Source organism: Brevundimonas sp. (genome assembly GCF_035561115.1).
GTDB lineage: Bacteria > Pseudomonadota > Alphaproteobacteria > Caulobacterales > Caulobacteraceae > Brevundimonas.
Window position 1 is genome coordinate 1 of record NZ_DATMYH010000069.1, and the last position, 26993, is coordinate 26993.

The 26993-nt window shown below is 68.8% G+C and carries 27 protein-coding genes; 15 read left to right on the forward strand and 12 right to left on the reverse strand.

The features are described 5' to 3' along the window. The 4 genes from VN378_RS09150 to VN378_RS09165 form a co-directional block, all read right to left on the reverse strand. Window positions 1-599, reverse strand: a 599-nt coding sequence (locus VN378_RS09150; RefSeq protein WP_325743098.1) for an isoaspartyl peptidase/L-asparaginase family protein, incomplete at its 3' end; no start/stop codon positions are given. 46 nt (window positions 600-645) lie between these two features. Beyond that, the gene (locus VN378_RS09155) at window positions 646-1353 is read right to left on the reverse strand and encodes an ABC transporter ATP-binding protein (RefSeq protein ID WP_325743100.1); all 708 of its coding nucleotides are present in this window, start codon (window positions 1351-1353) and stop codon (window positions 646-648) included. Further along, window positions 1350-2339: an iron ABC transporter permease gene (locus VN378_RS09160; RefSeq protein ID WP_325743102.1), complete on the reverse strand. Its 990-nt coding sequence runs from the start codon at window positions 2337-2339 to the stop codon at window positions 1350-1352. Before VN378_RS09160 ends, VN378_RS09155 begins: the two co-directional genes overlap by 4 nt. Then, window positions 2336-3286 (reverse strand): hypothetical protein, encoded by a 951-nt coding sequence (locus VN378_RS09165; protein WP_325743104.1) that lies wholly within the window; start codon window positions 3284-3286, stop codon window positions 2336-2338. Before VN378_RS09165 ends, VN378_RS09160 begins: the two co-directional genes overlap by 4 nt. 237 nt (window positions 3287-3523) lie before the next feature. Here VN378_RS09165 and VN378_RS09170 point away from each other — a divergent pair, with 237 nt between their 5' ends. Continuing rightward, window positions 3524-5458, forward strand: a complete 1935-nt coding sequence (locus tag VN378_RS09170) for an oligopeptide:H+ symporter (protein WP_325743106.1) — start codon at window positions 3524-3526, stop codon at window positions 5456-5458. 101 nt (window positions 5459-5559) lie between these two features. Here the strand turns inward: VN378_RS09170 and VN378_RS09175 are convergent, their stop codons facing one another. Both VN378_RS09175 and VN378_RS09180 read right to left on the reverse strand, forming a co-directional pair. After that, entirely contained in the window at window positions 5560-7659 is a 2100-nt protein-coding gene (locus VN378_RS09175; protein WP_325743108.1) for a TonB-dependent receptor plug domain-containing protein, read from the reverse strand. A gap of 122 nt (window positions 7660-7781) precedes the next feature. Next, window positions 7782-9824: a TonB-dependent receptor plug domain-containing protein gene (locus VN378_RS09180; RefSeq protein ID WP_325743110.1), complete on the reverse strand. Its 2043-nt coding sequence runs from the start codon at window positions 9822-9824 to the stop codon at window positions 7782-7784. A gap of 172 nt (window positions 9825-9996) precedes the next feature. Between VN378_RS09180 and VN378_RS09185 the strand changes: the two genes are divergently transcribed. After that, window positions 9997-10962 (forward strand): TraB/GumN family protein, encoded by a 966-nt coding sequence (locus tag VN378_RS09185; RefSeq protein WP_325743112.1) that lies wholly within the window; start codon window positions 9997-9999, stop codon window positions 10960-10962. A gap of 110 nt (window positions 10963-11072) precedes the next feature. On the opposite strand, the gene tldD is transcribed toward VN378_RS09185, so the two are convergent. The 4 genes from tldD to VN378_RS09205 are packed head-to-tail and all read right to left on the reverse strand — an operon-like array spanning window position 11073 to window position 14249. Then, window positions 11073-12503, reverse strand: a complete 1431-nt coding sequence (gene tldD, locus VN378_RS09190; protein ID WP_325743114.1) for a metalloprotease TldD — start codon at window positions 12501-12503, stop codon at window positions 11073-11075. A 39-nt stretch (window positions 12504-12542) separates the two neighbouring features. Next, window positions 12543-13292 carry a GIN domain-containing protein gene (locus VN378_RS09195; RefSeq protein ID WP_325743116.1) on the reverse strand — a complete coding sequence of 250 codons (750 nt, stop codon included), beginning with the start codon at window positions 13290-13292 and terminating at the stop codon, window positions 12543-12545. 13 nt (window positions 13293-13305) lie between these two features. Then, the gene (locus VN378_RS09200; RefSeq protein WP_325743118.1) at window positions 13306-13878 is read right to left on the reverse strand and encodes a DUF1700 domain-containing protein; all 573 of its coding nucleotides are present in this window, start codon (window positions 13876-13878) and stop codon (window positions 13306-13308) included. Next, window positions 13875-14249: a PadR family transcriptional regulator gene (locus VN378_RS09205; RefSeq protein WP_325743120.1), complete on the reverse strand. Its 375-nt coding sequence runs from the start codon at window positions 14247-14249 to the stop codon at window positions 13875-13877. Before VN378_RS09205 ends, VN378_RS09200 begins: the two co-directional genes overlap by 4 nt. Before the next feature lie 239 nt (window positions 14250-14488). On the opposite strand from VN378_RS09205, the gene coxB reads away from it, so the two are divergent. From coxB to VN378_RS09260, 11 genes are all read left to right on the forward strand, one after another. Beyond that, the gene (coxB, locus tag VN378_RS09210) at window positions 14489-15520 is read left to right on the forward strand and encodes a cytochrome c oxidase subunit II (protein ID WP_325743121.1); all 1032 of its coding nucleotides are present in this window, start codon (window positions 14489-14491) and stop codon (window positions 15518-15520) included. A 23-nt stretch (window positions 15521-15543) separates the two neighbouring features. After that, window positions 15544-17214 carry a cytochrome c oxidase subunit I gene (gene ctaD / locus VN378_RS09215; RefSeq protein WP_325743123.1) on the forward strand — a complete coding sequence of 557 codons (1671 nt, stop codon included), beginning with the start codon at window positions 15544-15546 and terminating at the stop codon, window positions 17212-17214. Window positions 17215-17384: 170 nt separating this feature from the next. After that, complete coding sequence (gene cyoE, locus VN378_RS09220) at window positions 17385-18353, forward strand: heme o synthase (RefSeq protein ID WP_325743125.1); 969 nt, start codon at window positions 17385-17387, stop codon at window positions 18351-18353. 5 nt (window positions 18354-18358) lie between these two features. Beyond that, complete coding sequence (locus VN378_RS09225) at window positions 18359-18538, forward strand: hypothetical protein (protein ID WP_325743127.1); 180 nt, start codon at window positions 18359-18361, stop codon at window positions 18536-18538. Then, window positions 18535-19101: a cytochrome c oxidase assembly protein gene (locus tag VN378_RS09230; protein WP_325743128.1), complete on the forward strand. Its 567-nt coding sequence runs from the start codon at window positions 18535-18537 to the stop codon at window positions 19099-19101. The genes VN378_RS09225 and VN378_RS09230 overlap by 4 nt, the downstream gene beginning before the upstream one ends. Before the next feature lie 51 nt (window positions 19102-19152). Beyond that, the gene (locus VN378_RS09235) at window positions 19153-20061 is read left to right on the forward strand and encodes a cytochrome c oxidase subunit 3 (RefSeq protein WP_325743130.1); all 909 of its coding nucleotides are present in this window, start codon (window positions 19153-19155) and stop codon (window positions 20059-20061) included. After that, window positions 20058-20450, forward strand: a complete 393-nt coding sequence (locus VN378_RS09240; protein WP_325743132.1) for a DUF983 domain-containing protein — start codon at window positions 20058-20060, stop codon at window positions 20448-20450. Before VN378_RS09235 ends, VN378_RS09240 begins: the two co-directional genes overlap by 4 nt. After that, the gene (locus VN378_RS09245) at window positions 20440-21270 is read left to right on the forward strand and encodes an SURF1 family protein (RefSeq protein ID WP_325743134.1); all 831 of its coding nucleotides are present in this window, start codon (window positions 20440-20442) and stop codon (window positions 21268-21270) included. Before VN378_RS09240 ends, VN378_RS09245 begins: the two co-directional genes overlap by 11 nt. Before the next feature lie 50 nt (window positions 21271-21320). After that, on the forward strand, window positions 21321-22532 hold the full coding sequence (locus tag VN378_RS09250; RefSeq protein ID WP_325743136.1) for a pitrilysin family protein: 1212 nt from the start codon (window positions 21321-21323) through the stop codon (window positions 22530-22532). Between the two features lie 25 nt (window positions 22533-22557). Then, entirely contained in the window at window positions 22558-23148 is a 591-nt protein-coding gene (locus VN378_RS09255; protein ID WP_325743138.1) for a GNAT family protein, read from the forward strand. Window positions 23149-23193: 45 nt separating this feature from the next. Further along, window positions 23194-24861 carry a bifunctional diguanylate cyclase/phosphodiesterase gene (locus tag VN378_RS09260; RefSeq protein WP_325743140.1) on the forward strand — a complete coding sequence of 556 codons (1668 nt, stop codon included), beginning with the start codon at window positions 23194-23196 and terminating at the stop codon, window positions 24859-24861. Here the strand turns inward: VN378_RS09260 and VN378_RS09265 are convergent. Beyond that, window positions 24858-25427: a YqgE/AlgH family protein gene (locus VN378_RS09265; protein ID WP_325743142.1), complete on the reverse strand. Its 570-nt coding sequence runs from the start codon at window positions 25425-25427 to the stop codon at window positions 24858-24860. The genes VN378_RS09260 and VN378_RS09265 overlap by 4 nt on opposite strands. 115 nt (window positions 25428-25542) lie before the next feature. On the opposite strand from VN378_RS09265, the gene VN378_RS09270 reads away from it, so the two are divergent. Together VN378_RS09270 and VN378_RS09275 are read left to right on the forward strand one after the other, a co-directional pair. Beyond that, on the forward strand, window positions 25543-26028 hold the full coding sequence (locus VN378_RS09270) for a peroxiredoxin (RefSeq protein ID WP_325743143.1): 486 nt from the start codon (window positions 25543-25545) through the stop codon (window positions 26026-26028). 54 nt (window positions 26029-26082) lie between these two features. Further along, window positions 26083-26532: a very short patch repair endonuclease gene (locus tag VN378_RS09275; RefSeq protein ID WP_325743145.1), complete on the forward strand. Its 450-nt coding sequence runs from the start codon at window positions 26083-26085 to the stop codon at window positions 26530-26532. Here VN378_RS09275 and VN378_RS09280 read toward each other — a convergent pair. Next, a partial coding sequence (locus tag VN378_RS09280; RefSeq protein ID WP_325743147.1) for a response regulator occupies window positions 26490-26993 on the reverse strand: 504 nt, incomplete at its 5' end. The two genes, VN378_RS09275 and VN378_RS09280, sit on opposite strands and share 43 nt — an antisense overlap.

A 26993-nucleotide genomic window follows, 5' to 3' on the forward strand; every position in this document is an offset into this window, starting at 1 on the left:
GCCTGGGGGCCGGGAGCGCCCTCGGGGCGCCGGGGAACGGGCTGGTTCTGGTCGCGCAGCGCGCGCTCCAGCCCCTGCCAGCGGCGTTCTGTGAAGAAGAAGGATGGATCGACCTGCTCCAGCCCCACCGAGGCGGCGAAACTGTCGGCCCCCTCGCCGATCAGCATGACGTGGGGCGAGCGCTCCATCACCGCCCGGGCCGCCGCGATCGGGTGGCGGGTGCGGGTCAGGCCGGCGACCGCGCCCGCCGTCAGGTCCGGGCCGTTCATCACCGCGGCGTCCAGCTCGTTGCGTCCGGCGGCGGTGAAGACCGCGCCGCGGCCGGCGTTGAACAGCGGATCGTCCTCCATGATCTCGATCGCGGCCTGCACCGCGTCCAGCGCCGCGCCGCCGTTGGCCAGCACGGCCGAGCCGGCTTCCAGGGCGCGCTTCAGGGCGGCGCGATAGGCGGCGTCCTGTTCGGCGGTCAGGCTTTCGCGTTCGATGACGCCGGCGCCGCCATGGATGGCGAACGACCAGCGCGGCGCCTCCTGCGCCAGGGCCGGGGACGTCGACAGCAAAAGGGCGAGGGCGGCCGGGAGGAGGCGGGCGAGGGACATGGGCGGCCTTTCGAAAGCGAGTCCCGAACGTCGGGCATGCGCGGTCTCAACTCAAGGGCTGACCGCAGCACGGGCAGCCGCCGGCATCAACGCCGAACAGGGCGCGGATGCGGTCGGGCGCCAGCGCGCGGGCCGGCGCGGCCATGTCGGCCCGGTCGGGACCCAGCGCCAGCACGCGGTCGGCGCGCGCGGCGAAAGGCAGGTGATGGGTGGAGGCGATGACGATGCGGCCCTCGACGGCCAAGGCCCGGATCGCCGCTTCCACGGCCCGGGCGTGGGCGGGGTCCAGCAGGGCCAGCGGTTCGTCGAGCAGGCACAGCCGGGCGTCCTGGACGAACAGGCGGGCGATCAGGACCAGTTGCTGCTGGCCGCTCGACAGGCGGTCAAAAGGGCGATCCGCGAGGTGGCCCACGTCCAGCCGGTCCAGCGCCGCGCGGGCGGCATCCAGATCAGCGGCGGCGAGGCCGGAAGACCAGCGTCTCAGATGCGATCGTCCCAGTGCGGTCAGGTGCAGGGCTGAAAAGCCGGCCTGGACCACGCCCGGCGGCGGCAGCCACGCCGCGCGGGGTCGGACGATGGAACCCTCCATTGGCGCCAGGAGGCCCGCGAGAGTCTTCAGCAGGGTGGTCTTGCCTGCGCCGTTGGGTCCGATCAGGGCGATGATTTCGCCGGGTTCCACGATCTGGTCCAGCGGCGGGAGGCGGAAACCGCCGCCGCGCCCGGCGACCAGTCCCTTGAGCCGCAGGCCGCTCATGACCGCCTCGAGGCGGCGACGAACAGGAAGAGGAAGGCGGGGGCGCCGACGGCGGCGGACAGCAACCCGACCGGAATTTCTGCGGGTCCGAACGCGGTGGCCAGCCGGTCTATGGCAAGGGCGAACAGGGCGCCGACCGCCATGGAGGCGGGGATCAGTTGCCCCGCCCGCTCGCCGACGACCAGACGCGCGGCGTGCGGCGCCAGCAGGCCGATCCAGCCGACCACGCCGGCCAGGGCGACGGCCGCGGACGTCATCAGGGCCGCGGCGGCGAGAGCCGTCAGCCGCAGATGGCGTGCCGGCAGGCCCATCGACTGCGCCTGCTCATCGCCCAGCGACAGGACGTCGAGCCGGAAGCCGAGCCAGAGCAGGATCGCTGCGCCCACGACGACGGGCGCGAGGGCGAACAGCGCCTCGGACGAGGTTGCGCGGGTGAAGGAGCCCAGCAGCCAGTAGGTGATGGCCGGCAATTGCGAATAGGGCTCGGCGACGATGACGACCAGGCCCAGTCCGGCCGAGGCGAGAGCTCCGGCGACGACGCCGCAAAGAATCAGGGCCAGCCGCCCGTCGCCGCTTCGGGTCAGGGCCGCGCATCCCAGGGCCAGGCCCCCGGCCGCGAGTCCGCCCGCGAACGCGGCGCTCTGCACCAGGACGGTTCCCGCGCCGAACAGCAGCGCCAGGGCCGCGCCCAGGCCCGCCCCGGACGAGACGCCAAGCAGGTCGGGCGCCGCCAGGGGGTTCCGGAACAGAATCTGGAACCCGGCGCCCGCCCCCGCCAGCGCGGCGCCGCAGGTCAGGGCGGCCAGCAGGCGCGGACCGCGCAGGGCCAGGGCCAGGTCGGCGTCCCTTGTCCCATGGCCGAGCAGGGCGGACAGAAGGTCCGGGGGCGGGATGGCCAGGGGGCCCGTCGACAACACCGCAACCGCTCCCCCAAGGGCGAGCAGGGTCAGAACCACAGCCGGCAGGGCGGATTTCAGCCGGCTCACCCGATCCATCGCGGCTGGGGAATTTCAGCCGGCGCCATGCCGTAGATGCGGCGGCTCAACCCCCCGATGGCCAGGGTGGAGCCCTCGGGATCGGCCAGCCAGGCGCAGCCCAGCAAACGGTTCACCGAGGGCGGCCGGTCGACCCAGCCGAACGGGCGGTCCGGCAACAGCAGCAGGCGACGACGCCCGCCGTCGCGCCGCCAACGCCAGACTGAATCATGCCGGACGGCCTTCGCGAACGTCGGGTCCAGGGTGACCAGGACCTCGGGGTCCCAGGCCGCGATCTGTTCCCGCGTCACCCGGCCGATATCGCGCGACCCCCGGGCGACATTGGTCCAGCCCGCGCCCTCGAGAACCTCGGTCGCCAGGGCCCCGCTGAAGCCGGTTTCGAGACCGTCCGTTCCCCGGGCGTAGTAGAAGCTCGGCCCGGGCGGCGCACGACGCCATCGCTCCAGCACCCCGGCGGCCTGTTCGGCCAGCGCGACGGCCGTCCGCCCTGCCCCGAGCAGCTCTCCGGCCTCGCGGATCGCCTCCGGGATCCGGGTCAGCGCGCCGTCGATCAGCCGCCAGTCCGTTCCCAGCCGGGTCCGCAGGCGCCGGGCGAGGTCCTGATGGTCGGGGTCGATGTCGCCGTAGTCGATGACCAGTCGCGGCTTCAGCGCGGCGATGGCCTCCAGGTTCGCCGGCCGGCCCCCGCCGGCGAGGGCCCCCAGTTCAGGCAGATCGCCGGCCAGGGCGGGCAGGGCTGCGAGCGCCGCCGGTCCGGGTCTTCTCGGCCAGCCCGCCAGCCGATCGCGCGCGACGGCCCACACCAGAAGCGCAGCGGGCGATCCTGCGGCGACGATGTCCCTGTGGTCGGCGGCGTCCGCCGAAGAGCCGCGTGAACAGGCGGAAAGGGTCAGGGCGCCGCCGAGCCCGATCAACGCCGACCTGCGTGTCGTGATCATTAACCGCCTCATGCTGCGAATCCCGCCCATCGTGCCGTCCAGTCGCGCCGGGCGCCACCTTCCCGCCAATTTACCCTTAACTCTTGTCCGGTCTTGCTCCGCGTGCTGCTTATGCGCCCATCGCGCGTCAGGTGGGGCGCAGCAAAAAGGGAGTGAGCCGTTGAGTACGACGGACGCAGGGAGAGCGCTTACAGGGCGCATCGGGCTTGAAGCCCGGCAAACCACAGGAGGCCGGGCATGAACATCGTCATCATCGTCGGTCTGATCATCACCTTCGTCACCGGCATACCGGTGCTGTTGCAGATCCTGAAAACCCATCCGCGCGGACTGATCATCCTGTTCTTCGCCGAGATGTGGGAGCGGTTCTCCTACTACGGCATGCGCGGCATCCTGATCTTTTTCCTGACCCAGCATTTCCTCTTCGACGACTCCATGGCGGGCTCGACCTACGGGTCCTACACCTCGCTGGTCTATCTGCTGCCGCTGGTCGGCGGCATGCTGGCCGACCGCTTCATCGGCACGCGCAAGGCCATCGCCTTCGGCGCCCTTCTTCTGGTCGCCGGTCACGGCCTGATGGCCTTCGAGGGCCGCCCCGCCACCGAAACCCTGACCTACGGCGGTCAGACCTATGAGATCTCGGCCGAGGGCCGCGGCGCCGATCGCGACGTCAACATCGTCCTGGACGGCCAGAAATACGCCTTCGGTCCGGCTGAAGGCGGCGGCATCGCCGTGGAAGGCCTGCCGGCGGCGTCGCCCTTGCCCGCCACCCTGGCGGAAGGGTCGTATGTCATGACCCAGACCCGCGACCTGGCGGGCGTCAACCTCTTCTATCTCGCCATCTCGTTGATCATCATGGGCGTCGGCTTCCTGAAGCCGAACATCTCGACCATCGTCGGACAGCTGTATCCGCAGGGCGATCCGCGGCGCGATTCCGGCTTCACCCTCTACTACTACGGCATCAACCTCGGGGCCTTCTGGGCCGCCGTGCTGTGCGGCTATCTGGGCCAGACGGTCGGCTGGTGGGCGGGCTTCGGCCTGGCCGGCCTCGGCATGGCGCTGGGCTGGGTCGTGTTCATGCTCGGCAAGCCGCTGCTCGAGGGCAAGGGTGAACCCCCGAACCCGGAGATGCTGAAGCGTCCGATGATCGGCCCGCTGAACCGCGAATGGTCGATCTATCTGCTGGGCACCCTCGGCGTCGGCCTGATCTGGTTCCTGGTCCAGCGCAACGCGCTCGTCGGCACCGTGCTGAGCGTGGCGACGGTCGCCTCCCTGGTCTTCATCGGCTACGTCATCGTCGCGCTCTGCAAGACGTGGGCGCAGCGTCAGCGCATGATGCTGGCCTGCGTGCTGATCTTCGGCGCGGTGGTCTTCTTCACCCTGTTCGAACAGGCCGGCACCTCGCTGAACCTGTTCGCCGACCGCAACGTCGATCTCAGCCTGACGCCGACGGCGTTCAACTTCCTGGGCGTCACCGTGGGCACGCCCGCGCAGCTGGCGGCCGCAGGGATCACCCCGACCGGCTTCTGGATCGACGCCACGATCACCGCGGCCCAGACCCAGTCGTTCAACGCCGGTTTCATCCTGCTGTTCGCGCCCATCATGGCCGCCCTGTGGGCGTATCTGGCCAAGCGCAATCTCGACCCCAACCCGACGATGAAATTCGGTCTCGGCCTGATTCAGGTCGGACTCGGTTTCATGGTGGTGGTCTGGGGCGCCGGCATGGCCAACTCGGCCTTCCAGCTGCCGATCGTGCTGCTGGGCCTGCTCTACATGTTCCACACGACAGGCGAGCTGTTCCTGTCGCCCGTGGGCCTGTCGGAGATCACCAAACTGGCGATGCCGGCCGTGGTCAGCTTCATGATGGCGGTCTGGTTCCTGGCCAGCTCCATCGCCCAGTTCGTGGGTGGCTGGATCGCGGGTCTGGCCGGCACGGAGACCGTCGGCGGTCAGGTGCTGGACCCCGGTCTGGCCCTGCGCACCTCGCTCGACGTCTTCGAGAAACTGGGCTGGGGCGGCATGGCCATCGGCGCCTTCTTCATCCTGATCAGCTTCTTCATCAAGGGCTGGTCGCATGGAGCCAATGACGCCAGCAACCACCCGGGCCCGGCCCTGACCGACCGCGGTCAGGAAGACGGCAACGTCGCCAAACCCGGAACCAGCACGGCGGGCTGATCCAGCCAGCCGGGAGAACAGAAGGGCGGAGCCTCGCGGCTCCGCCCTTTTTCGTGCACGGGGGTGGCGCACATCAGTTTGGGGACTTGGGGTCGCCTTCTTCAGAAGGTCTTTCTTATCTGGACGAACAGCCACGGGCTCATCCGGGTGCGGCGCACCTCGCGGAACGCCAGGGGGGCGGTGTCGCGCGGCCCGGCGTAGATTTCGCGGTTGTAGCCATTCCGGCGGTTGGAGGCGTTGCCGAGGTCGACCCGCACGGTCAGGTCGCGACGCGGTTTCCATTGGCCATAGGCGCTGACGCCGGGCTCTGAATAGAAGTAGCGGATCTCGCGCACCCGGTAGGCGGCGCCCTTGTCGACGTTGCAGCCGTGGTCGAAGCCGTAGGACCAGCGGCCGCCCTTCAGGTCCTGGTTGAAGGCCACGCCGCAGCCGAAGGCCTGATTGCCCTGGAAGCGCCGTTCCTCGCCGGTCACGGGATCGACCACGGATGTCGGGGCCCAGCTTCCGCGCACCTGCAGGCGGCCGTTGGGCGCGCCCAGCTTGTCCGTCGGCAGGGTCAGCCGGGTCTGGAAGAAGCTCGACGTCCCGTCGCCGATATTCCCCACCCCGTCGAAGCCGCCGGTCAGGGGAATGACATCGACCACGTCCTCGATCTCTGCGTACTGCCAGGTGAAGTCCAGAACCCCCTCGCCCCAGAAACGGCGCTCGTAGATCGCTTCCAGCACGGTCGCCTTCTGCGGCTCCAGGTCCGGGTTGCCGCCCTCGACCTGGCCGATGTCGATGTCCGCCGAGGCGACGAAGTCGCCGAAGTCCAGCTGGCCGACCTCGCGTTCGGCGCGGAAGCGGAACTGGTGGCCTGCCCATGGCGTCCAGGTCATCTGGATGCGCGGCTTCGGGAAGACGAAGGATTTGGACTGATCGCTGTCGCCCGACTGGCTGATCTCCGAAACCTCGACCCGGACCCCTGCCTCAAGCGTGAATTTCAGACCGGGCCGCCAGGTCGCCTGACCGAACAGCTCGCCGCGCAGTTCCTCGACCCTGACCGAAGCCGACGGCAGCGGAATGGCCACGCTGTTCTCCTCATAGGCGTTTGTACTGTCGAGGAAGTTGAAGGCGATCTCCCCGCCCGTCTCGACGGCGAATTGGTCGTCAGGCCGGTAGCGCAGGGTGGCCCGGACGATGGATTCGCCCGCGGTGGCGTCGGCGGTGAAGGTCGAGCTGCCGCCGGCGCCGGTGGACACGCCGGTGTAGCTCTCGTTGCCGTAGCGTTGCAGCCCGGTCAGTTCCAGCCCGGCGCGGGGACCCAGGTCCCGGGTCCAGTTGACGCCCAATTCGCCGTTGATCTCGTCGGCTTCCTCATCGTTGAAGCTGTCGCTGCCGGCGCCCGACCGGATCAGCAGATCCTGCGAGTTTTCGTTGCCGAACCAGCCCAGCAGGCCATTGACCTTCAGCAGGCCGCCGCCGATGCGCCGCTGGACGGCGCCGGTGCCGCGCACCTGTCGGATGCGATCCCACAGGACCAGGTCGGCGTCCTGGATCAGGTTGCCGGCGGGGTCGTAGCGGCGCCGGAAACCGTCGCCGGTTCCGTCGGTGCGGTCGGTAAAGGCGTTGAGCGACCCCTCGATCTGGTTGTCGCCCTCGCGCCGGGACCAGCGCGCCGAGACCACCGGCCCGACATAGCCGTCGGGATAGAAATAGGCGTTGGCCTCGATCACGCGTTCGGTCACCACGGTGCGAACCAGAACGACGTTGGCGATCACCGAACGGCCCTGCATGTCGATGCCGGGCGCGCCCCCCCGGATCAGCTCGATGCGGGCGACGCCGGCGGCCGAGATGCGGCGCAGGATCTGGTCCAGGCTGTCGCTCTTGGTCGAGGGCCGGACGCCGTCGATCAGCACGTTGCCGGCCGTGCCCGCCAGGCCCCGGGTGTCGCTGTCGCCCGTGTCGAGGCCGAAACCGGGCAGGCGGGCGATCATGTCCAGGGCCGTGTCGGGGCGGGCGTCGGCGAAGAAGGCGGGTTCGAACACCAGAACGCCCTGCTGGGCGGCGTCGATGGAAGGGGCGCTGTCGGCCGGGCCGGTCGGGACCGGCGCCTGGGCGGCGGACTGCGGGGCGGCGGCCAGCGAGGGCGAGGTCTGGGCCAGCGCCGGCGCCGACAGGGCGCTCGCGGCCGCTCCCGCCAGCCAGACTGCTTTTCTCATGAACCCTCTCCCGATTACGGCAAAGGTGCGCGCCGGTCTTTCGGGCCTCCAGTTAAAAGCGGGACAGGTGGATTAAATCGCCGACAGGCTTGGGGCGGCGCCGTGGCCGCCCCGCCGGAGAATCAGAAGGTCTTGCGGAGCCGCAGGGAAACGAAGGTCCGCGGGTCGATATAGCGGTTCTCGTAGAAGGCCACGGGCCGGGCCGCCGTGCGATCGGCGAAGACCGTGCGCTGGACCTCGAAGTCGTCCCAGACGTTGATCTGGGCCCGCAGGGACAGGGTCGCGGTCGGTTTGTACTCGGCCCAGAGTTCGAAATAGTCAGCGCCGCGGAAGCCCGAGGTCTGGTCGGGATCGTAGTTGAACTGGTGCAGGGTGGTGATCCAGGCGCCGCCCCACTCCAGCTTCCAGGAGCGGATGTTCTGGGCGATCGTGAAGACCGGCTGCGACGGCCGGAGCCCGGAGATGGCGCGGGTCTCGCCCGTGGTCGGATCGGTCACCTCGGTGTGGTTCCAAGTGTTGCGGAAACCCAACCGCCCGCCGGTGAAGCCGAACTTGTCCGTCGGCACCAGCACATTGACCACCAGCTGATCCAGGGTGCCGTCGCCGATGTTGCCGACCGCCGACAGACCCATGTCGAGCGGGATCACGTCGATGGCGTCGACGATCTCGTCGTGGCGCAGGCCGATGCTGACGATGCCGTCGGTCCAGAAGCGGCGCTCGTAGGTGACTTCGGTGATCCAGCGTTGTTCGGGTTCCAGATCGGCGTTGCCGCCCAGCACATTCTCCTCGTCCAGATCGGAGGAGGCGGCGAAGTCGCCGAAGTCCAGCTGGCCCAGTTCCCGTTCGAACCTGAAGCGGAACTGGTTGTTCGGCATCGGCGTCCAGGTCGCCTGCACACGGGGCTTGGCGAAGAAGAAGCTCTTCTCCTGATCGGCGTCGCCGGACTGGGTGATGGTCGAGGCCTCCAGACGCAGCCCGCCTTCCAGCGTCAGTGTCGGGCGGATGCGCCAGGTCGCCTTGCCGAAGGCTTCGCCGCGGGTTTCCTCGACCTTGACCGAGGCCGAGGGCAGGGGCACCGCGACCCCGCCGACGGTGAAGGCCTGCTGGACCTCCAGCATGTTGTAGGCGACCTCGCCGCCGCCCTCGAAGGTCAGGGCCGGCGAGCGTTCGAAACGCAGCAGACTGCGGAAGATCGTTTCGGACGACTCGCCCTCGGCGACGAAGAGCTGTTCCGGGCTGTCGACGCCGCCGGCGCGGGTACGTGACGTCGAGACGTTGTCGAAGTCATTGAACTGGTGAATGAACCGGGTCTCGAGATTCAGGCGGGTGCTCAGCGGGCGGGTGTAGACCGCCCCGAACTCGCCGCCCGAGCCGTCTTCCTCGAACAGGTTGTCGCGCCGGACGGCGGGCGCCGTCTGCAGTGTGATGCTGCGGTAGTCGTTGACGCCGTAGCGGGCCGTCAGGTCGATCTTGCCGCCAAACAGGGGCGTGGCGAAGTTGCCGCGGATCGAGGTCCCGCCGCCGTACTGGTCATTGAAGAAGTCCTCCTGGCGGATGACGGCGCCGGCCGCATCGCGGCGGATCACGGGTCCTGTGCCGTTGGCGTCGCTCGTGGAGATGCCGTCGCTCAGGGTGACGCCCCATGTCCGGTCGCCTTCCTTGGCGGTGAACTGCCAGGACCCGCCATGGACATCCTGTCCGCCGTCGAAAATGTAGCTGTTCAGGGTGAGGATCGATTGCCGGCTGGACTCGGCTTTGGTGATCACGTTCACGACGATGGCGAAGCCCTGCATGTCGATGCCGGGCGCGCCTCCGCGAATCAGCTCGATCCGCTCGACCTGGGCGGCGAGGGTGCGGCCCAGCACGGCCGAGCCGGTGTCGTTCTTGGAAGCCGGGCGCGATCCGTTGATCAGGATATTGCCGACGGACCCCTCGAACCCGCGGCTGCCGTCGCCGTCGACGACGCTGAAGCCCGGAATCCGGTTGACCATGTCCAGAGCCGAATTGGGGCGGTGGTCGGCGAAGAATTCCGGCGCGAAGACCAGAACCCCCTGTTGCGCCGCGTCTGCCCGGGGGGCGGCTTGCTGCTCGCCGGACGTCTGGGCGGACGCGGCTCCGGCGGCCAGCAGGAGCGCCGTCGTCGCCAGCAAGATGGTCTTGGTCATTGCAGGATTCCCCTCGTCGTGTGACGAGAGATGTGACCGTCCGTCGCAGTCGCCTCCAGTTACAAGACGGACAGGTGCATTAAATCGGGGACATCATTACGGCGCTGTCACGATTGTGTTCTGATTTGGTCTTGCCACTACTGAGGCTCTGCAGATGAAGAAGGTAATGTCCGTGAAGTCATTTGCAGCCGGTCTGTTCGCCGCCGTCTTTCTGGCCGGCGCGGGAGCATCGGCCGCCGCAATGGCCCAGACGCCCGAGGCGGGGGCGACCGAACTGGATGAGGTGATCGTTCTGGCCCGCCGGTCCGGTGCGCCGATGTGGACGGTGACCCGGGACGACAGCACCCTGATCCTGGTCGGCGCGATCCGGAGCATTCCCCGCGACCTGCCGTGGAGACCCGACGACCTCGAAGCGGCGGCGGCGCGGTCGGACCAGATCCTGTCGCCGCAGGTGGGCCAGGCCTCGGTCACCGACCTGTTCCGCGTCATCTGGCGCGCCCGCACCATCGCCCGCATGCCCGGGGGCCGGACGACCGCCGATTTTCTGACGCCCGACTGGCAGGCCCGGCTCGAGGCCGTGATGGCCGACGAACGCAATGACGGCTGGCGGCGCAAGAGCCTGCTGTTCGTCGGCTTCGACCTGATGCAGGACAAGGCCGGCTACGGGCAGGGCCGCACCGGCGACGACGCCATGGACGTGATCCGGCGCGCGGCGCGGCGCGCCCGGGTTCCTGTGCGCCCGGTCGGAACCGTGCGCGGCGACGAGCTGATCGACAGCCTGATCAACGCGCCCCAGAGCGCCCACATCCCCTGCGTCCAGGCCGCCATCGCCGCCGCCGAGGCGGGGCCGGACGCGGCGCGCGACCGGGCCGAGGACTGGCGCGCCCTGCGGGTCGCGGACGTCGTCGCCTCTCCGGTCGACAGGGCGCTGAACGAATGCTGGCCCTGGGGCGACCCCGAGATCGCGCCGCAGCTGAGACAGCAATGGGCCGCGGCGATCGAGACGGCGATGATCTCGCCCGGCGTGACCATGGGCGTGGCCCCGATCCGGCTGCTGGCCGAGGCGGGCGGCGTGCTGGACGAGCTGGAGGCGCGCGGGTTCGAGGTGGAAGGGCCGGAGTGGAAGCCGGCGCCCTGAAAAACACAGTCCGAAGAGTCCGAAGAGTCCACTGAGTCCGCTTCGTCTGATTTCGGCGCCGATCAACATGACCGGCAGTATGGCGCCAGCCTGCGTCAGAAACGGTCGTATCAGACCGCCGTTCCGCCCACCGTCAGGCCGGCGATCTTGAGGCTGGGCTGGCCGATGCCGACGGGCACGCCCTGGCCGCCCTTGCCGCAGACGCCGACGCCCGGGTCGAAGGCGAAATCGTCGCCGATCATCTGCACCCGCTGCAACGCCGTGGCGCCGTCTCCGATCAGGGTCGCGCCGCGCACCGGGGCGGTGATCTTTCCGTCCTCGATGAGGTAGGCCTCGGTGCACTGGAAGACGAATTTGCCGTTGGTTATGTCGACCTGGCCGCCGCCGAAATTCGCCGCATAGAGGCCGCGCTTCGTCGAGGCGATCATATCGGCCTGTTTGTCCTTGCCGCCTTCCATGAAGGTATTGGTCATCCGCGGCATCGGCATATGGGCGAAGGACTGGCGCCGGCCGTTTCCGGTGGCGCGGGCGCCCAGCTGGCGCGCCGACATGCGGTCGTGCATCAGCCCGACCATGATCCCGTCCTCGATCAGGACGGTGCGCGAGGTCGGCGTGCCCTCGTCGTCGACCGACAAGGAACCGCGGCGGCCGGCGATGGAGCCGTCATCGACCACGGTCACGCCCGGGGCGGCGACGCGCTGGCCCATCATGCCGGAGAAGACCGACGATCCCTTGCGGTGGAAGTCGCCCTCGAAGCCGTGGCCGATCGCCTCGTGCAGCAGGACGCCGGGCCAGCCGGCGCCCAGAACCACGTCCATTTCGCCGGCCGGGCAGTCCACGGCCTCCAGATTGACCAGGGCCTGACGCAGGGCCTCGTCGACCTGCCCTTGCCAACGGTCGGGGGCGATCCAGGTCTCGAAGCCGGCGCGGCCGCCGGCGCCGGCCGAGGCGCTCTCACGCTTGCCGTTCGATTCGACGGTGATGGAGACATTCATCCGGACCAGCGGGCGCAGGTCGCGCACCAGCCGGCCGTCGCCACGCAGGATCTCGATCTGGCGGCGCTCGCCGATCAGGCTGGCCGAAACCTGGACGACGCGCGGGTCGCGGGCCCGGGCCCAGGCGTCGATCTCGGACAGCAGGGCGATCTTGTCGGAGAAGGCGGGCGAGGCGAGGGGATCGACCGCGTCATAAAGCTGCTGGTTGGTGGCCCGGGGAGCCTCGGCCGTGATCCCGGCATGACCGGATTTGGCGAGGGAGGCGCTGTCGGCGGCGCGGCGGATGGCGGGGCCGCTGATCTCGTTGGCGTGGGCGTAGCCGGCGGTTTCGCCCGCCACCACCCGCAGGCCGAAGCCCTCGCTGGCGTCATAGGCGGCGGATTTCAGCCGGCCGTCGTCGAAGACCAGCGATTCGCTCTCGGACCGTTCGAGGAACAACTCCCCGTCGTCGGCTCCTTCGAGCGCGCCTTGCAGAATGGAGAGGGCTTCATCGGCGCCGACGTCGGCGCTGTCGAGGATGGCGGGAGGCGATACGAGGACGGTCATGAGCCCTAAGTAGGGGCTGACCGCCCTCGCGTCACCGGGTCAGTTCTGGTCGATGTCGCCGGAACCGGACACGGACTGCTGCAGATTGGCCGGACGGCGGGTCAGATCGACGTCGCCCGAACCGGAGACGTCGATCCGCGCCGCGCCCGTCGGACCGACCCGCAGGTCGCCCGAACCGGAGATGTCGACCTCGGCGTCGGTCATCCGCAGCGCCGACAGATCGGAATCCCCGGACCCCGTCGTGTCGATCGTCGCCGTCCGGGTCTCGCCGGCCGCGTCCACGTCGCCCGAACCGGAAACGTTCAGGTCGAACGTCGGCTGGTCGTAGTCGCGGATGGACAGGTCGGCCGAGCTTTCGAGGTCGAAGCGCTTCACCGCTGGGGCGGTGATGACCACCCGGAGCCGGCTGTTGTTATGCCAGCCGAAGACCACCTGGTCCGTGCCGTCGTCGTCGTCCCAGGTCAGGCGGCCGTCGATCAGGTTGACGCGGTCGACCATGGATTTCTTGCCCGTGATCACGACCGAGGGCGTGTCGCCCTGGACATAGGTCACGTCGCCCGGAATCTCGACCGTCAGCGTGTCGCCGCCGGTCCAGGCCAGGTTGCGGGTCACGGCCGGGCCGTCGTCGCCCCGCTCGAAGTGGACGGTGTGGTCCTCGCCGTCGTCACGGAAGGTCCAGGTCCAGCCGTGGCGGGCCAGGTCGTTGCCGCCGATGGCGGCGGCCCCGGACAGGGTGGCGACGCAGAGCACCAGGCTGGCCCCGGTGATGATGAGAAGCGTGCGGATCATGTCGTTGTCCTCCTCAGACCTGGGCTTGGGGTTCGAGCGCCGGCTTCAGCAGGCGGTAGTGCAGGCGGGCGTACCAGACGGTGGCGTTCACCAGCAGGATGGTGGCGATGGCCGTGAGAGCGCCGAGAGCCGTGGCTCCGGCCATCAGGCCGATGCCGGCCAGAATCGCCGTGGCGACGCCCCCGGGGAAGCCTGCGAAGGGACCGGCGATCATCGTCGCGCCCCCGCCGATGAACAGGCCGATGGCGGCCATGAAGAAGCCGAACAGGACGCCGACCACGCTCATGAAGATGGGCAGCAGGATCAGCAGGTCTATCGCGCCCAGGCCCAGGACCGCGAACACGGCCCCGGCGGCGGCCGACGGGTTCTTCTCCTGATGCCAGCGCTGGGCGCCGGCTTCGGCGCGCAACTCCCGGGCCAGGCGGTCGGGATCGCCCAGGGCGGCCGCGACCTCGGCTTCGGAGCGGCCGGCGGCGGCTCCGTCCTCGAAATGGGTCTCATAGTCCGAGGCGATGTCGGCGGCGGCGGCGGTCGGCATGCCGACCAGTCCCCGGCGCAACCGGCCCATGAATTCGGCGCGGGTCATAGTTCAGCTCCCTTGTCGGCTTTTTTCGCGGACGGCGCGGCGGCGGGCGCCGCGTCGTCCAGAACGGATTCGACCGCGCGGGCGAAGGCGCGCCACTCGGCCGTCTGGGCGTCGAGGGCGGCGCGGCCGGCGTCGGTCAGGCGATAATATTTGCGCGACGGCCCGGACGGCGATTCGACCATATAGGTCTCGACCTGTCCGTCGGACTGCATCCGCCGCATCAGCGGGTAGATCGTCCCTTCGCCCATGTCGATCGAATCCGACAGGGTCGAGGCGATCTCATAGGCGTAGCTGTCATGCCGGCTCAGAAGCGCCAGGACGCATAGCGTCAGCACCCCCTTCTTCAGCTGTATCTCGATTGTTTCGGGCACCGGGCGTCCTCCTTCGATGCCCAAGACGTATCGCAAGGTATCTGGCTAAGCAAGGTAGCTGTCATAACATGACGACGATTTAATCTGCGGTCGGATGGCCGCAGCCGTGGGCAATCTCTTGCTCATCGCTTGGCAAGCGTCGGACGGGGCGATATGGACCGCGCGAAGAACCGCTGCGGGCGTCACGTCCGGGCGCCTGCTTGCGATTCTCTCGCAAGCGTTTGCGACGAAACGGTAATATGAGGATGTTTCGCATGGGGATGGGCACGCGGGCCCGGGCGTCGATCGGCGGTGGCTTCACCGCGTTGTGCCTGGCCGTATTCTCCGCCACGCCCGCCTGGGCGAAGGAACTGGTGGGTCAGCCGACGGACGGAGCCTTCGGCCTGCAGCCGGCGGCCTCGCCGCTGAAGGTCGAGGCGCACTTCTTCCACGACATCATCCTGATGCCGGTCATCACCTTCATCACCCTGCTGGTGCTGGGCCTGATCGTGTGGATCGTCGTCCGCTACAACAAGAAGGCCAACCCGGTTCCGGCCAAATGGAGCCACAACACCCTGGTCGAGGTGATCTGGACGGTCCTGCCGGTCCTGATCCTGGTCTTCATCTCGCTGTTCTCGTTCCGCCTGCTGTTCGCCTATCACGACATGCCGACGCCCGACCTGACCATCAAGGCCACCGGCAACCAGTGGAACTGGGCCTATGAGTACCCGGACCAGGGCATCGCCGAATACGTCTCCAACATGCTGCCGGAAGACGAACTGGCCCAGCGCGGCATGCCGCACAGCCTGTACCGCCTGGCCGCCGACGAGCCGATCGTGGTGCCGGTCGGCAAGACGGTCCGCGTGCTGGTCACCGCCGCCGACGTGATTCACGCCTTCGCCCTGCCGGCCTTCGGCCTGAAGACCGACGCCGTTCCCGGCCGGGTCAACGAGACCTGGTTCCGCGCCGACCGCGTCGGCACCTTCTACGGCCAGTGTTCGGAACTGTGCGGCGTCGACCACGCCTTCATGCCGATCCAGATCAACGTCGTCACCCAGGCCGATTTCGAAGCCTGGGTCGCCTCCAGGGGCGGTTCGATGACGCCGAAAACGCCGGAACAGGCTCCGGGCGGCACCGCCGCCCAGGTCGCCGCCGGCACGACGGGGGCCCCGACGATCGCCGAAGGCGCCATCGCCGCCCCGACCTCCATCCCGACGGTGGGCGACGCCGCCGTACCCGCCCAACCCGCTGCCTCCGCCCCGGCTCCCGCCGCGGCCCCGGCGGCCCAGTAACGATCCGCGAGAGCCCACAGATCATGGCCACCGCAGCCGAAAACCTCGCCTATGACCATGACGGTCATGACGACCACGACCACAAGCCGGGCTTCTTCACCCGCTGGTTCCTGTCGACCAACCACAAGGACATCGGCACGCTGTACCTGCTGTTCGCCATCATGGCGGGCCTGGTCGGCGGCATCCTGTCCGGCTTCATCCGCCTCGAGCTGGCGGAACCGGGCATCCAGTATTTCGTCCAGGGCGGCCTGATCGACAAGCTGGGCCTGGTTGAAGCCTCCCACCATGGCTACAACGTCACCGTCACGGCCCACGCCCTGATCATGATCTTCTTCATGGTCATGCCGGCGATGATCGGCGGCTTCGGCAACTGGTTCGTGCCGATCATGATCGGCGCGCCGGACATGGCCTTCCCGCGCATGAACAACGTCTCGTTCTGGCTGCTGGTCGCGGCCTGGGTGCTGCTGTGCCTGTCGATGTTCGTCGACGGCGGCCCGGGCAAGGGCTTCGGCGGCGGCTGGACCATCTATCCGCCGCTCTCGACCACGGGTCACACCGGCCCGGCCATGGATCTGGCGATCTTCTCGCTGCACGTGGCGGGCGCCAGCTCGATCCTGGGCGCGATCAACTTCATCACCACCATCTTCAACATGCGCGCCCCGGGCATGACCCTGCACCGGATGCCGCTGTTCGCCTGGTCGGTGCTGATCACCGCCTTCCTGCTGCTGCTGTCGCTGCCCGTCCTGGCCGGCGCCATCACCATGCTGCTGGCCGACCGCAACTTCGGCACCAGCTTCTTCGACCCGGCCGGCGGCGGCGACCCGGTGATGTTCCAGCACCTGTTCTGGTTCTTCGGCCACCCCGAGGTCTACATCCTGATCCTGCCGGGCTTCGGCATCATCAGCCACATCGTCTCGACCTTCTCGAAGAAGCCCATCTTCGGCTATCTCGCCATGGCCTACGCCATGGTCGCCATCGGCTTCGTCGGCTTCATCGTCTGGGCCCACCACATGTTCACGGTCGGCATGAGCGTGAACCTGCGCGCCTATTTCATCGCCGCCACCATGATCATCGCGGTGCCGACGGGGGTGAAGATCTTCAGCTGGATCGCCACCATGTGGGGCGGCTCCATCAGCTTCAAGACGCCCATGCTTTGGGCGATCGGCTTCATCTTCCTGTTCACCGTCGGCGGCGTGACCGGCGTGGTCCTGGCCAATGCGGGCATCGATTACAGCCTGCACGACACCTATTACGTCGTGGCCCACTTCCACTATGTGCTGTCGCTGGGCGCCGTCTTCGCCATCTTCGGCGGCTTCTACTACTGGTACGAAAAAATGTTCGGGGTGAAGTACAACGAGTTCCTCGGCTGTCTTCATTTCTGGATCATGTTCGTGGGCGTGAACCTGGTGTTCTTCCCGCAGCACTTCCTGGGCCTGCAGGGCATGCCGCGCCGGTATGTGGACTATTCCGACGGCTATGCGCTGTGGAACCAGGTGTCGTCGATCGGCTATGCGATCACGGCCGTGGGCGTGCTGGTCTTCCTGGTCATGCTGCTGGAGTCGGCGATCCGCCGCCGCAAGGGCGTCGCCAACCCGTGGGGCGAAGGCGCCACGACGCTGGAATGGACCCTGTCCTCGCCGCCGCCGCATCACCAGTTCAACGAACTGCCGGTGGTCAAGAGCGACGAGCACTAGGGACTATCCGGGTCCCGTCGTCCCCGGGCCTGTCCCGGGGACCCATGGCGGGGCTGACGCGATCGAATGAGAAGGGGGCTCAGACGTCAGTGCGTCTGGGCCCTCGTCCGTTGCGACGGACGAACGGGGCCGCGGGACAAGCCCGGGGATGACGGAGTAGAAGGAAGCGGATGCCCGCCGAAGCCACGCCAGCAGCGATCTCCACCGCCCAGCCGGAAGACTTCTTCCAGCTGCTGAAGCCGCGCGTGATGTCGCTGGTGATCTTCACCGCCGTGACCGGACTGGTCGTTGCGGGGGGCGACATCGACTGGATTTCGGCCGCCATCGCCGTCCTGTGCATCGCCGTGGGCGCGGGGGCGGCGGGGGCGCTGAACATGGCGCTGGAAGGCGAGACCGACGCCCTGATGCGGCGCACGCGCGGACGGCCCGTCGCAGCGGGCCGGGTGCGCAAGAACGACGCCATGGCGTTCGGCGTCATCCTGTCGATCTTCTCGGTCATGCTGCTGGGGATGACGACCAACTGGCTGGCCGGCGGCCTGCTGCTGCTGACCATCGTCTACTACGCCGCCTTCTACACCCTGCTGCTGAAGCGGCGGACGCCCCAGAACATCGTCATCGGCGGCGCCGCGGGCGCCTTCCCGCCTGTGATCGGCTGGGCCGCCGCGACCGGTCAGGCGCCGTGGCAGGCGTGGCTGCTGTTCCTGATCATCTTCCTGTGGACCCCGCCGCACAGCTGGGCCCTGGCCCTGTACTCGGCCGGCGACTACGCCCGGGCGGGCATTCCGATGATGCCGGTGGCGCGGGGGGCGAAGAGCACCCGGCTGCAGATCCTGCTCTACACCCTGGCCTTCGTGCCCGTGGCGATCGCGCCGGGTCTGACGGGTCTGGGCGGCCTGCTGTATCTGGCCGTGTCGGTCCTGGGCGGCCTCGGCTTCCTGTTCCTGGCGGTGCGCCTGTATCGCAGCCGCGCCGGCGACCAGCCCGACAAGGCCGAGGCTGTGGGACGAGAGGCCGCATTGTATGATGTCCGCGCCGAGGCCAAACCGGCGCGCAACCTGTTCGCCTTCTCGATCCTGTATCTGATGGCCCTGTTCGCGGCCCTGCTGGTCGAGAGCATCGCCGCCATCCCTGGACTGTAACGACCATGACCCGCCTGACCCCGGAACAGCTGCAAGCCCGCAAGAAGCGCAACCTGGCCATCGCCGGGGCGCTGGTCGCCTTCATCGTGCTGGTGTTCGGCGTGACCGTGCTGAACCTGAAGCGCAATCTGGACGCCCGCGCCGAGGCGATCGCCGAGGGCCGGCCGGTGGGCTACGCCGGATGAGGCTGTCCCGCAACGCCATCGCCATCGCCTGCGTCCTCGCCGTCATGGGCATGACGGGCGCCGCCTTCGCGGCCGTGCCGCTGTACCGGATGTTCTGCCAGGTCACCGGCTTCGACGGCACGGTCCGCAAGGCTGAGGAGGCGCCGGACCGGGTTCTGGATGAAACGGTCCTGATTCGCTTCGACACCAATGTGCGGGGCCTGCCGATGACCTTCCGCGCCGAACAGGTGAGCCAGCGGGTGCGAATCGGCGAGACGGGCATGGCGTATTTCGACGTGACCAACACCTCGGACCAGCCGATCCACGCCACGGCGGCCTACAATGTCGTGCCGGAACGGGCCGGCCCCTATTTCCAGAAACTGCAGTGCTTCTGCTTCGAGGGGCAGACGATCCAGCCGGGCCAGACGATGAAATTCCCGGTCCAGTATTTCGTCGCGCCAGAGATGGCGACGGATCGCGAGAGCCGCGGCGTGCGCGAGATCACCCTCAGCTACACCTTCTATCCGACCCGGGCGTCCGACCTGGCGGCCAACGCCGTCCAAGCCTCTGGCGCAGCGGGATAGCGGACGCTATAGCCTGCCCCACACGTATCTCGACCGCTTGAAGAGACCCTGATGGCCGACGCCCACGCCACTCCGCATCACGACTACCATCTGGTGAACCCCAGCCCCTGGCCGCTGGTCGCCTCGATCGCGGTCACGACCATGATGGTCGGCGCCGTGGTGTGGATGAAGGGGCTGGTCGGCGACGACGCCGGCCAGGTCGCCGGCGCCCTCCTGGCCAAGGGCCACAACGCCCTGTTCTTCGCCGGTCTGGCCGGCGTGCTGGTGTCGATGTTCGGCTGGTGGGCCGACGTGATCAAGGAGAGCAAGGCGGGCGACCATACGCCGGTCGTCTCCATCGGCCTGCGCTACGGCATGATGCTGTTCATCGCCTCCGAGGTGATGTTCTTCGTCGCCTTCTTCTGGATGTTCTTCGAGATGGCGGTCTTCAACGAGGCCCGCGCCCATATTCCGGAAGTGGCCAACTGGGCCGACACCGCCGCCGCCTGGTCGACCTGGCCGCCCAGGGGTGTCGAGACGCTGGACGCCTGGCAGCTGCCGCTGCTGAACACCGTCATCCTGCTGCTGTCGGGCACCACCGTCACCTGGGCGCACCACGCGTTGCAGGTCGGCGACCGCAAGGCCGCCAAGACCGGCCTGTTGATCACCGTCCTGCTGGGCGTTCTGTTCACCGCGGTGCAGGCGTATGAGTACAACCACATCATCCACGAGAACCTGTTCTTCAACGAGGAAGCCGCCAACTCGGGCCTGTACGGTTCGATCTTCTTCATGGCGACGGGTTTCCACGGCTTCCACGTCCTGATCGGCACCATCTTCCTGCTGGTCTGCCTGCTGCGCCTGTACGCCGGCCAGATGAGCCCGGCCAAGCATTTCGGCTTCGAGGCCGCCGCCTGGTACTGGCATTTCGTGGACGTGGTGTGGCTGTTCCTGTTCGCCTTCGTCTACGTCACCTTCGGGTGACGGAAGGCCCCACAGGGCTTGATCTTCCACCGGCGCGGATCGATCCGATCCGCGCCGGTCTGCTTTGCCGCTGTCCCAACTGCGGCCGGGGCCCGCTGTTCGCGGGCTTCCTGAAGGTGGTCGAGCGGTGCGCGGTCTGCGGCTTCGATTTCGGCCACCTGAACACCGGCGACGGGGCGGCCGTCTTCATCATGCAGATCGCCGGCGGCCTGGTGGTCTTCTCGGCCCTGTTCATCCAGGTGGCCTGGAATCCTCCCATATGGGCCATGCTGGTGGTGGCGCTGCCGCTCGTGGCCGGCCTGTCGCTGGGCCTGATGCGGCCGGGCAAGGGCGTGATGATCGCCCTGCAGATGCGCAACAAGGCGGGACAGGCGCGCAATGACGACTGAGGCGACGCGCGCGCGGTTCCCCTGGGGGCTGACAGTCGTCTGCGCCCTCGCCTTCGTCCTGCTGGCGTCGCTCGGCGTCTGGCAGGTGCAGCGAATGCAGTGGAAGCAGGCGTTGATCGCGCAGGCGGAAGCGGTGGCGACCGCTCCTCCGGTCCCTCTGTACCCTCCGCGATCTGCGCGCCCCTCCGCGAGGGTCGAGGCGTCGGCCGTCGCGCCGGAACCGCAACCGGCAGCAACCACACTCCAGGAGCTGCCGAAATTTCCCGAGTTTCAGCGGGTGGTCGTCGCCTGCAACTGGGAAACCAGGGGCTATGTCCGGCTGAGATCCATTCACGAAGGGGTGGCCGGCGATCGCATCATCACGCTGTGCCAGCAGTTTCTGGTCGATCGCGGTTTCGTACCTGACGGCGCGACGAGGCCGATAACAAGGCTGTATTCCTCCGAACCGGGAGGCCGAGAAATTGCGGTCATCGCCCAGGCACGGACGACCCCTCTGCCGAGTCCGTTCGCCCTCGCGGCGAGGGACGGCATCTTCTACAGCCGGGACAACAAGGCCATCGTAAAGGCGCTTGGGGGCGACCCTGGTCACTTCGGCAGTCAGGTACTCTTCGCGGAGCAGTCGACCGCGCCCGAAGCGCCTGCATTGATTGCCGAGCCGCCGCCCGCCGCCTTCTCGAACAACCACCTCGGCTACGCCCTGACCTGGTTCGGACTGGCGCTGGCGGTGCTCGGTTTCTATATCGCCCTGCTCCGCCGCAAGCCCTCCCTCAAGCCGTCTCGCTCCGAAGGCGAGGCGTCCGGGACAAAGGAAAGCTCCTGACCGCCACCCTCCACACCCTGTCCAACGGCGTCCGCGTCATCTGCGACCCCATGCCCGGCCTCCGCACCCTGGCCCTGACCGTCGCCGTGCGCGGCGGGGCCAAATGGGAGACCGAGGCCACCTCGGGCTGGTCCCATTGCCTCGAACACCTCGTCTTCAAGGGCGCCGGCGACATGGGCGCGCGCGAGATCGTCGAGCGGATCGAGGCCGAGGGCGGCTCGCTGAACGCTTCGACCGGCTATGAGCGCACCAGTTTCGAGGTGCGGGCGCTGGACGGCTCCCTGCCGCTGGCCATGCAGGTGGTATCCGATCTGGTGTTCCGTCCCACGCTCGATTCCGAGGAGATCGAGCGCGAGAAGGACGTGGTCGCCCAGGAGATCGCCGAGGCCTTCGACACGCCCGACGACCATGTGTTCGAGATGGCCCAGACCCAGGCCTATGCACGCCAGCCGCTGGGCCGGCCGATCCTCGGGTCGGTGAAAAGCCTGCAGCCGATCACCCGGGCCTTGATCAGCGACTGGCGGGCCCGGCTGTATTCGCCCGAACGGATGGTGATCGCGGTTTCCGGCGCGGTGGACGAGGCCGAGCTTCTGACCCTGGCCGAGCGCTGGTTCGGCTCCGAGACCGGCGCGCCCGCGCAGGAACCCGGGACGCCGCGCTTCACCGGCGGCGGCGCCGCCCTGTCGCGTCGCATCGAACAGGCCAATATCGTCTTCCAGCTGCCGGCGCCCGCGGCCGCCGATCCTGCCTATGCCGCCGCGCGGCTGATGACCGAGATTCTCGGGGGCGGCATGGCCTCGCGCCTGTTCCAGAGCGCCCGCGAGGAGCGGGGTCTGGCCTATGCCATCGACGCCTATCACGAGCCCTATGAGGACGCCGGCATTCTCGGCATCTACGCCGGAGCCGCCGCCGAACGGGCGGTCGAACTGGCCGGCGTTTGCGCCGCGGAGCTCAGGGCCCTGGCCGAGACCGGACCCACGGCGGCGGAACTGGCGCGGGCCAAGGCCGTGATGAACGCCGGGCTGTGGATGTCGGACGAAAGTCCGGCGGCGCGCGCCGGCCGGGCGGCGGCCCAGGTGCTGATCTTCGGCGCGCCGATTTCGTCGGAAACCATGGCGGAACGGATGCTGGCCCAGACGGCCGATGACGTGCGCGCGGCCGCGGCGATGTCTCTGGGCGCCGGAAAGGCCGCGACCGCCGTGCTGGGGCCGAAGGCGGCCGCGCCCGCGGGTGTGGCGTTCCGCGAGGCCCTTTTCGGCTGAACGGCGGGCCGCTAGTCTGCTCCCCATGGCCCTGCTGGACTGGATCAACGAGGCGACCGGTCCGGTCGTCAAGGGCGCGGGCGTCACACTCAGGGCGCCGCGCGCCGGGGACCACGAGGCCTGGGCGGCCCTGCGCCAGGCCAGCCAGGCCTATCTGCAGCGGTGGGAGCCCAGCTGGCCCGAGGACGACCTGACCCGGGCGGCCTTCAAACGGCGTCTGGCGATCTACGCCCGCGAAATGGAGGCCGGAAACGCCTGGCCGTTTTTCATCTTCACCGACGCCGATCAGGCCCTGGCAGGCGCGATCACCCTGTCCAACATTCGCCGCGGCGTGGCCGAAACGGGGACGCTGGGCTACTGGATCGGCCAGCCGTTCGCCGGCCGGGGGCGCGGGACGGCGGCCGTGCGGGCCATGGTCGACTACGCCTTTGACGAATTGAATCTGCACAGGGTCGAGGCCGCCTGCGTGCCCGACAACGTCGCGTCGCGGCGGGTGCTGGAGAAGGCCGGCTTCGCGCTGGAAGGCCAGGCCCGGGCTTATCTCAAAATTAACGGCGCATGGGCAGATCATCTCCTGTTCGGCGTCGTGAATGACGGAGCCGCGCGCGGCGGCTGACCAGGGCTGATCCCTGGGGCTGTCCTGTCAGGACCGGTAAGGCGTTTGAACACTCGCTCCAGAAGTCTGGCCTGGGACGCGACGACCGCCATCGAGGCGCTGGCCGCCGCTGACGCCGCGCTGTGGATCTGGACGCCCGCCGACGACCAGATGCGCTTCACCGGGGCCACCCGCGCCCTCGGCCTGGGTCCGCTGGCGCCCGAGTGTTCGGGCGCCGCCTTCACCGCCGTGGCCGTGCCGCAGGACCGCTCGCTGGCCGAAAAGATTCTGAAGCCGCAGGAGGAGGGGACCGAGGTCGCCATCCGCCTGCGCATGCGCGACGCAGAGACCTGCATCTGGCGCGGCGTCTGGCTGGAAGACGGCCTGCGCGCCGCCGGAGTCGTGGCGCTGGAGGCCAAATTCGCCGCCTCGCATCGCGACCATCTGACCGGACTTCTCGATCGGCGCACCTTCCTGGCCCGGGCGGGCGAGGCCCTGACCCAGCCCGGCGACTATGAGCTGGTGGTGGCCGACGTGGACCGGCTGCGCCGCCTGAACGAAGCCCTGGGACACGCCCGGGCCGATCTGGTGCTGGCCGCTCTCGGATCGCGCCTGAACGCCGCCTTCGCCCATGACGCCAATGCGGCCCGCATCGGCGAGGATGAGTTCGCGGTGCTGGCGCCGCGCGGATCGGGTACGGTGGCCGAACGGGTGCGGGAGGCGCTGGAACAGCCGCTGAGGGTGGCCGGATTCGACATCTATCCGACCGTATCCATCGGCTCGGCGGCGGCCGAGGGCGGGCCGGACGCGCCCGACCCGGCCGAACTGCTGCGCCGCGTCGAGCTGGCCGTCGAACAGGCCAAGACGGCGGGGCGCGGCGGCGCGGCCGCCTACGGCAAGGCCCTGGAAAGCGACAGCCTGTCCCGTCTCGCCCTCGAGGCCGATCTGAGGAACGCCTTCGTCCGCGGCGAGATCGAGCCCTTCTACCAGCCGATCGTCAACCTGCTGACCGGCGCGGTGGCCGGGTTTGAGGCGCTGGCCCGCTGGCGCCATCCCAAGCGCGGCCTGGTCCCGCCCGACGAATTCCTGGGTCTGGCCGACGAGATGGGCCTGATGAACGAGCTGGGCCTGCTGATGATGACCGCGGCCTCGCGCCAGCTGGCGGAATGGCTCACGCGGCATCCGGCGGCCGGCAGGCTGTTCTGCAGCGTCAATCTGTCGGTCGGCGAGATCGAACGGCCCGACCTGGTCGCGGACGTCACCCGCATCATCGCCGAGGCCGGCCTGCCCAAGGGCGCGCTGAAGCTGGAAGTGACCGAGGGCGACATCATGCGCGACACCTCGCGCGCCGCCGAAACCCTGACCCGGCTGCGCGAGGCTGGCGCCTCGCTGGCGCTGGACGATTTCGGCACCGGCTTCTCGTCGCTGACGTGGCTGGCCAAGCTGCCGTTCGATACGCTGAAGATCGACCGCTATTTCGTTCTGACCATGGACAAGGACGAGGGCTCGGCCAAGATCGTCAAGTCGGTGGTCAACCTGGGCCGCGACCTGGGCCTCGACGTCGTCGCCGAGGGGGTCGAGAACGCCGGCCTCGCCAAGCTGCTGCTGGACGCCCAGTGCCACTACGGCCAGGGCTTCGGCTACGCCCAGGCCCTGCCGGCCCAGGAGGCCGAGGTCTATCTGAACGAATCGCTGGCCGACGGCACGGCGCCGATCAAGGCGCGCTCGGCCTAGGCGCGGCCGATCTGGCCCGACAGCCGCGCCGGATCGACGCCCAGACCCGCCAGCACCCGGCCCCATTTGCTCTCGTGGTCGGGATCGAAGATCAGGTCCGGATCGGCGTCGGCGGTCAGCCAGACATTCTCGCCCAGCTCGTCCTCCAACTGGCCCTCGCCCCAGCCGGCGTAGCCGAGCAGCAGCACCGACCGATGCGGCCCCGTCGCCGGATCGACCATGGCCAGCAGGGCCTCGCGGGTGCCGGTCATGGCGAAGCCCGCGCCGAAGGCCAGCGAGGCGTCGTCGACCAGCCAGTCGTCGGTGTGCAGCACGAAGCCCCGCTCGCGCTCCACCGGCCCGCCGATCAGCACGGCGCGGCTGTCGGCGTCGTCGGGCGCGGCGGTGTCGAGTTTGGTCAGCACCTTCTTCAGGTTCACGCCCGGCGCGGGCCGGTCCAGTCTCAGACCCATGGCGTGGTCAGGCCGGTGGGCGCAGATCAGGATGACCGCGTGCTCGAACCGGGGGTCGCTGATGCCGGGCATGGCCACCAGAAGCCGCCCGGCCAGGGATTGGAATTCGTCCATGACCCTATCATCGGCACGGACGGCGGCGTCCGCAAGGCGTGGAACGGTTGGCGCGAGCGGCGGCAACGCCTATCTGATCGGCACGTTTCGTCCTCACCCCTCACGGAGCCTGCCCATGACCGTCCAGATCGGCGACCGCATCCCCTCGTCCAACCTGACCCGCGCCACCGACGACGGCCCCAGGCCCGTCACGACCGACGACATCTTCGCCGGCAAGACCGTGGCCCTGTTCGCCGTCCCGGGCGCCTTCACCCCGACCTGTTCGGCGAAACACCTGCCGGGCTTCAAGGACCTGCGTCAGGACCTCGTCGGCAAGGGCGTGGACACGGTCGCCTGCGTCTCGGTCAACGACGCCTTCGTCATGGGCGCCTGGGCCGACAGCCAGGGCATCGGCAAGGACGACATCGTCATGCTGGGCGACGGCAACGGCGACTTCACCCGCCAGCTGGGCCTGTCGATGGACGCCAAGGGCTTCGGCATGGGCGAACGCTCGCAGCGCTATTCGATGCTGGTCAGGGACGGCGTGGTCGAGCAGCTGAACATCGAACAGCCGGGCGAATTCAAGGTATCGTCGGCGGAGCATCTGCTGGCGCAGTTGTAAGGGCGCTATCGCGAACGACGCGGTCGTTCTCTGCTTGAGCGCGGGGTCTGGATTGTGACCACCGACGTCTTCACCCCCGAAAAGCGCAGCGCCGTCATGCGCCGCGTCAAAGGCCGCGACACCGGGCCCGAACTGGCCGTGCGCCGCATCCTGCGCGCGGCCGGAATCGGCTACCGGCTCGGCGGTGCGGGCCTGCCGGGGCGGCCCGATCTGGTGATGAAGGGCCGGCGGGTCGCGGTCTTTGTGCACGGCTGTTTCTGGCACGGCCACGACTGCGCGAGGGGCGGCCGCAAGCCCAAGGCCAACGCCGCCTACTGGAGCGCCAAGATCGATCGCAACCGGGCGCGCGACGAGGCCAGCCGTGCGGCGCTTGAGGCGGAAGGCTGGCGCGTGGTGACGGTGTGGGAATGCGCGATGAGGGCGGAGGGGTTCGCCGAACGGTTGACGGCCGAGGTGCGGGATCAGGCCGCGGCGGTCCGAGCCTCGGCCACCTCGTCCGGCTGACCCATGCTCATGACGTGGGTGATGGCTCCCAGCAGCATCGGCGGCGTGATCGGCTTGGGCACGAAATAGGTCATGCCCGCCGCCGTGCAGGCGGCGATGTCCTCCGCCGCCGTGTCGGCGGTGACGGCGATGATCGGCACGCCGGCGTTCGGGCCGTCGCCGGCGCGGATGCGTCGGGTGGTCTCACGGCCGTCCAGCTCGGGCATCCGCACATCCATGAAGATCAGGTCGAAGGCGGTGTGCTCGCAGATTTTCAGCGCCGCCATGCCGTCTGCGGCGGTGGCGATGTCGCAGCCCAGCGGCTGCAGGATCAGCTGGATGGCGCGGCGGTTGATGTCGTGGTCGTCGACGACCAGAACCCGCATGGGCCGTCCTTCGTCGTCCTCGTCATATCCGGGCTCCGGTGCAGCGGCGTCCTCGACGACCAGCGGCGCGGGGGCGGGCGGCGCCTGGTACAGGGG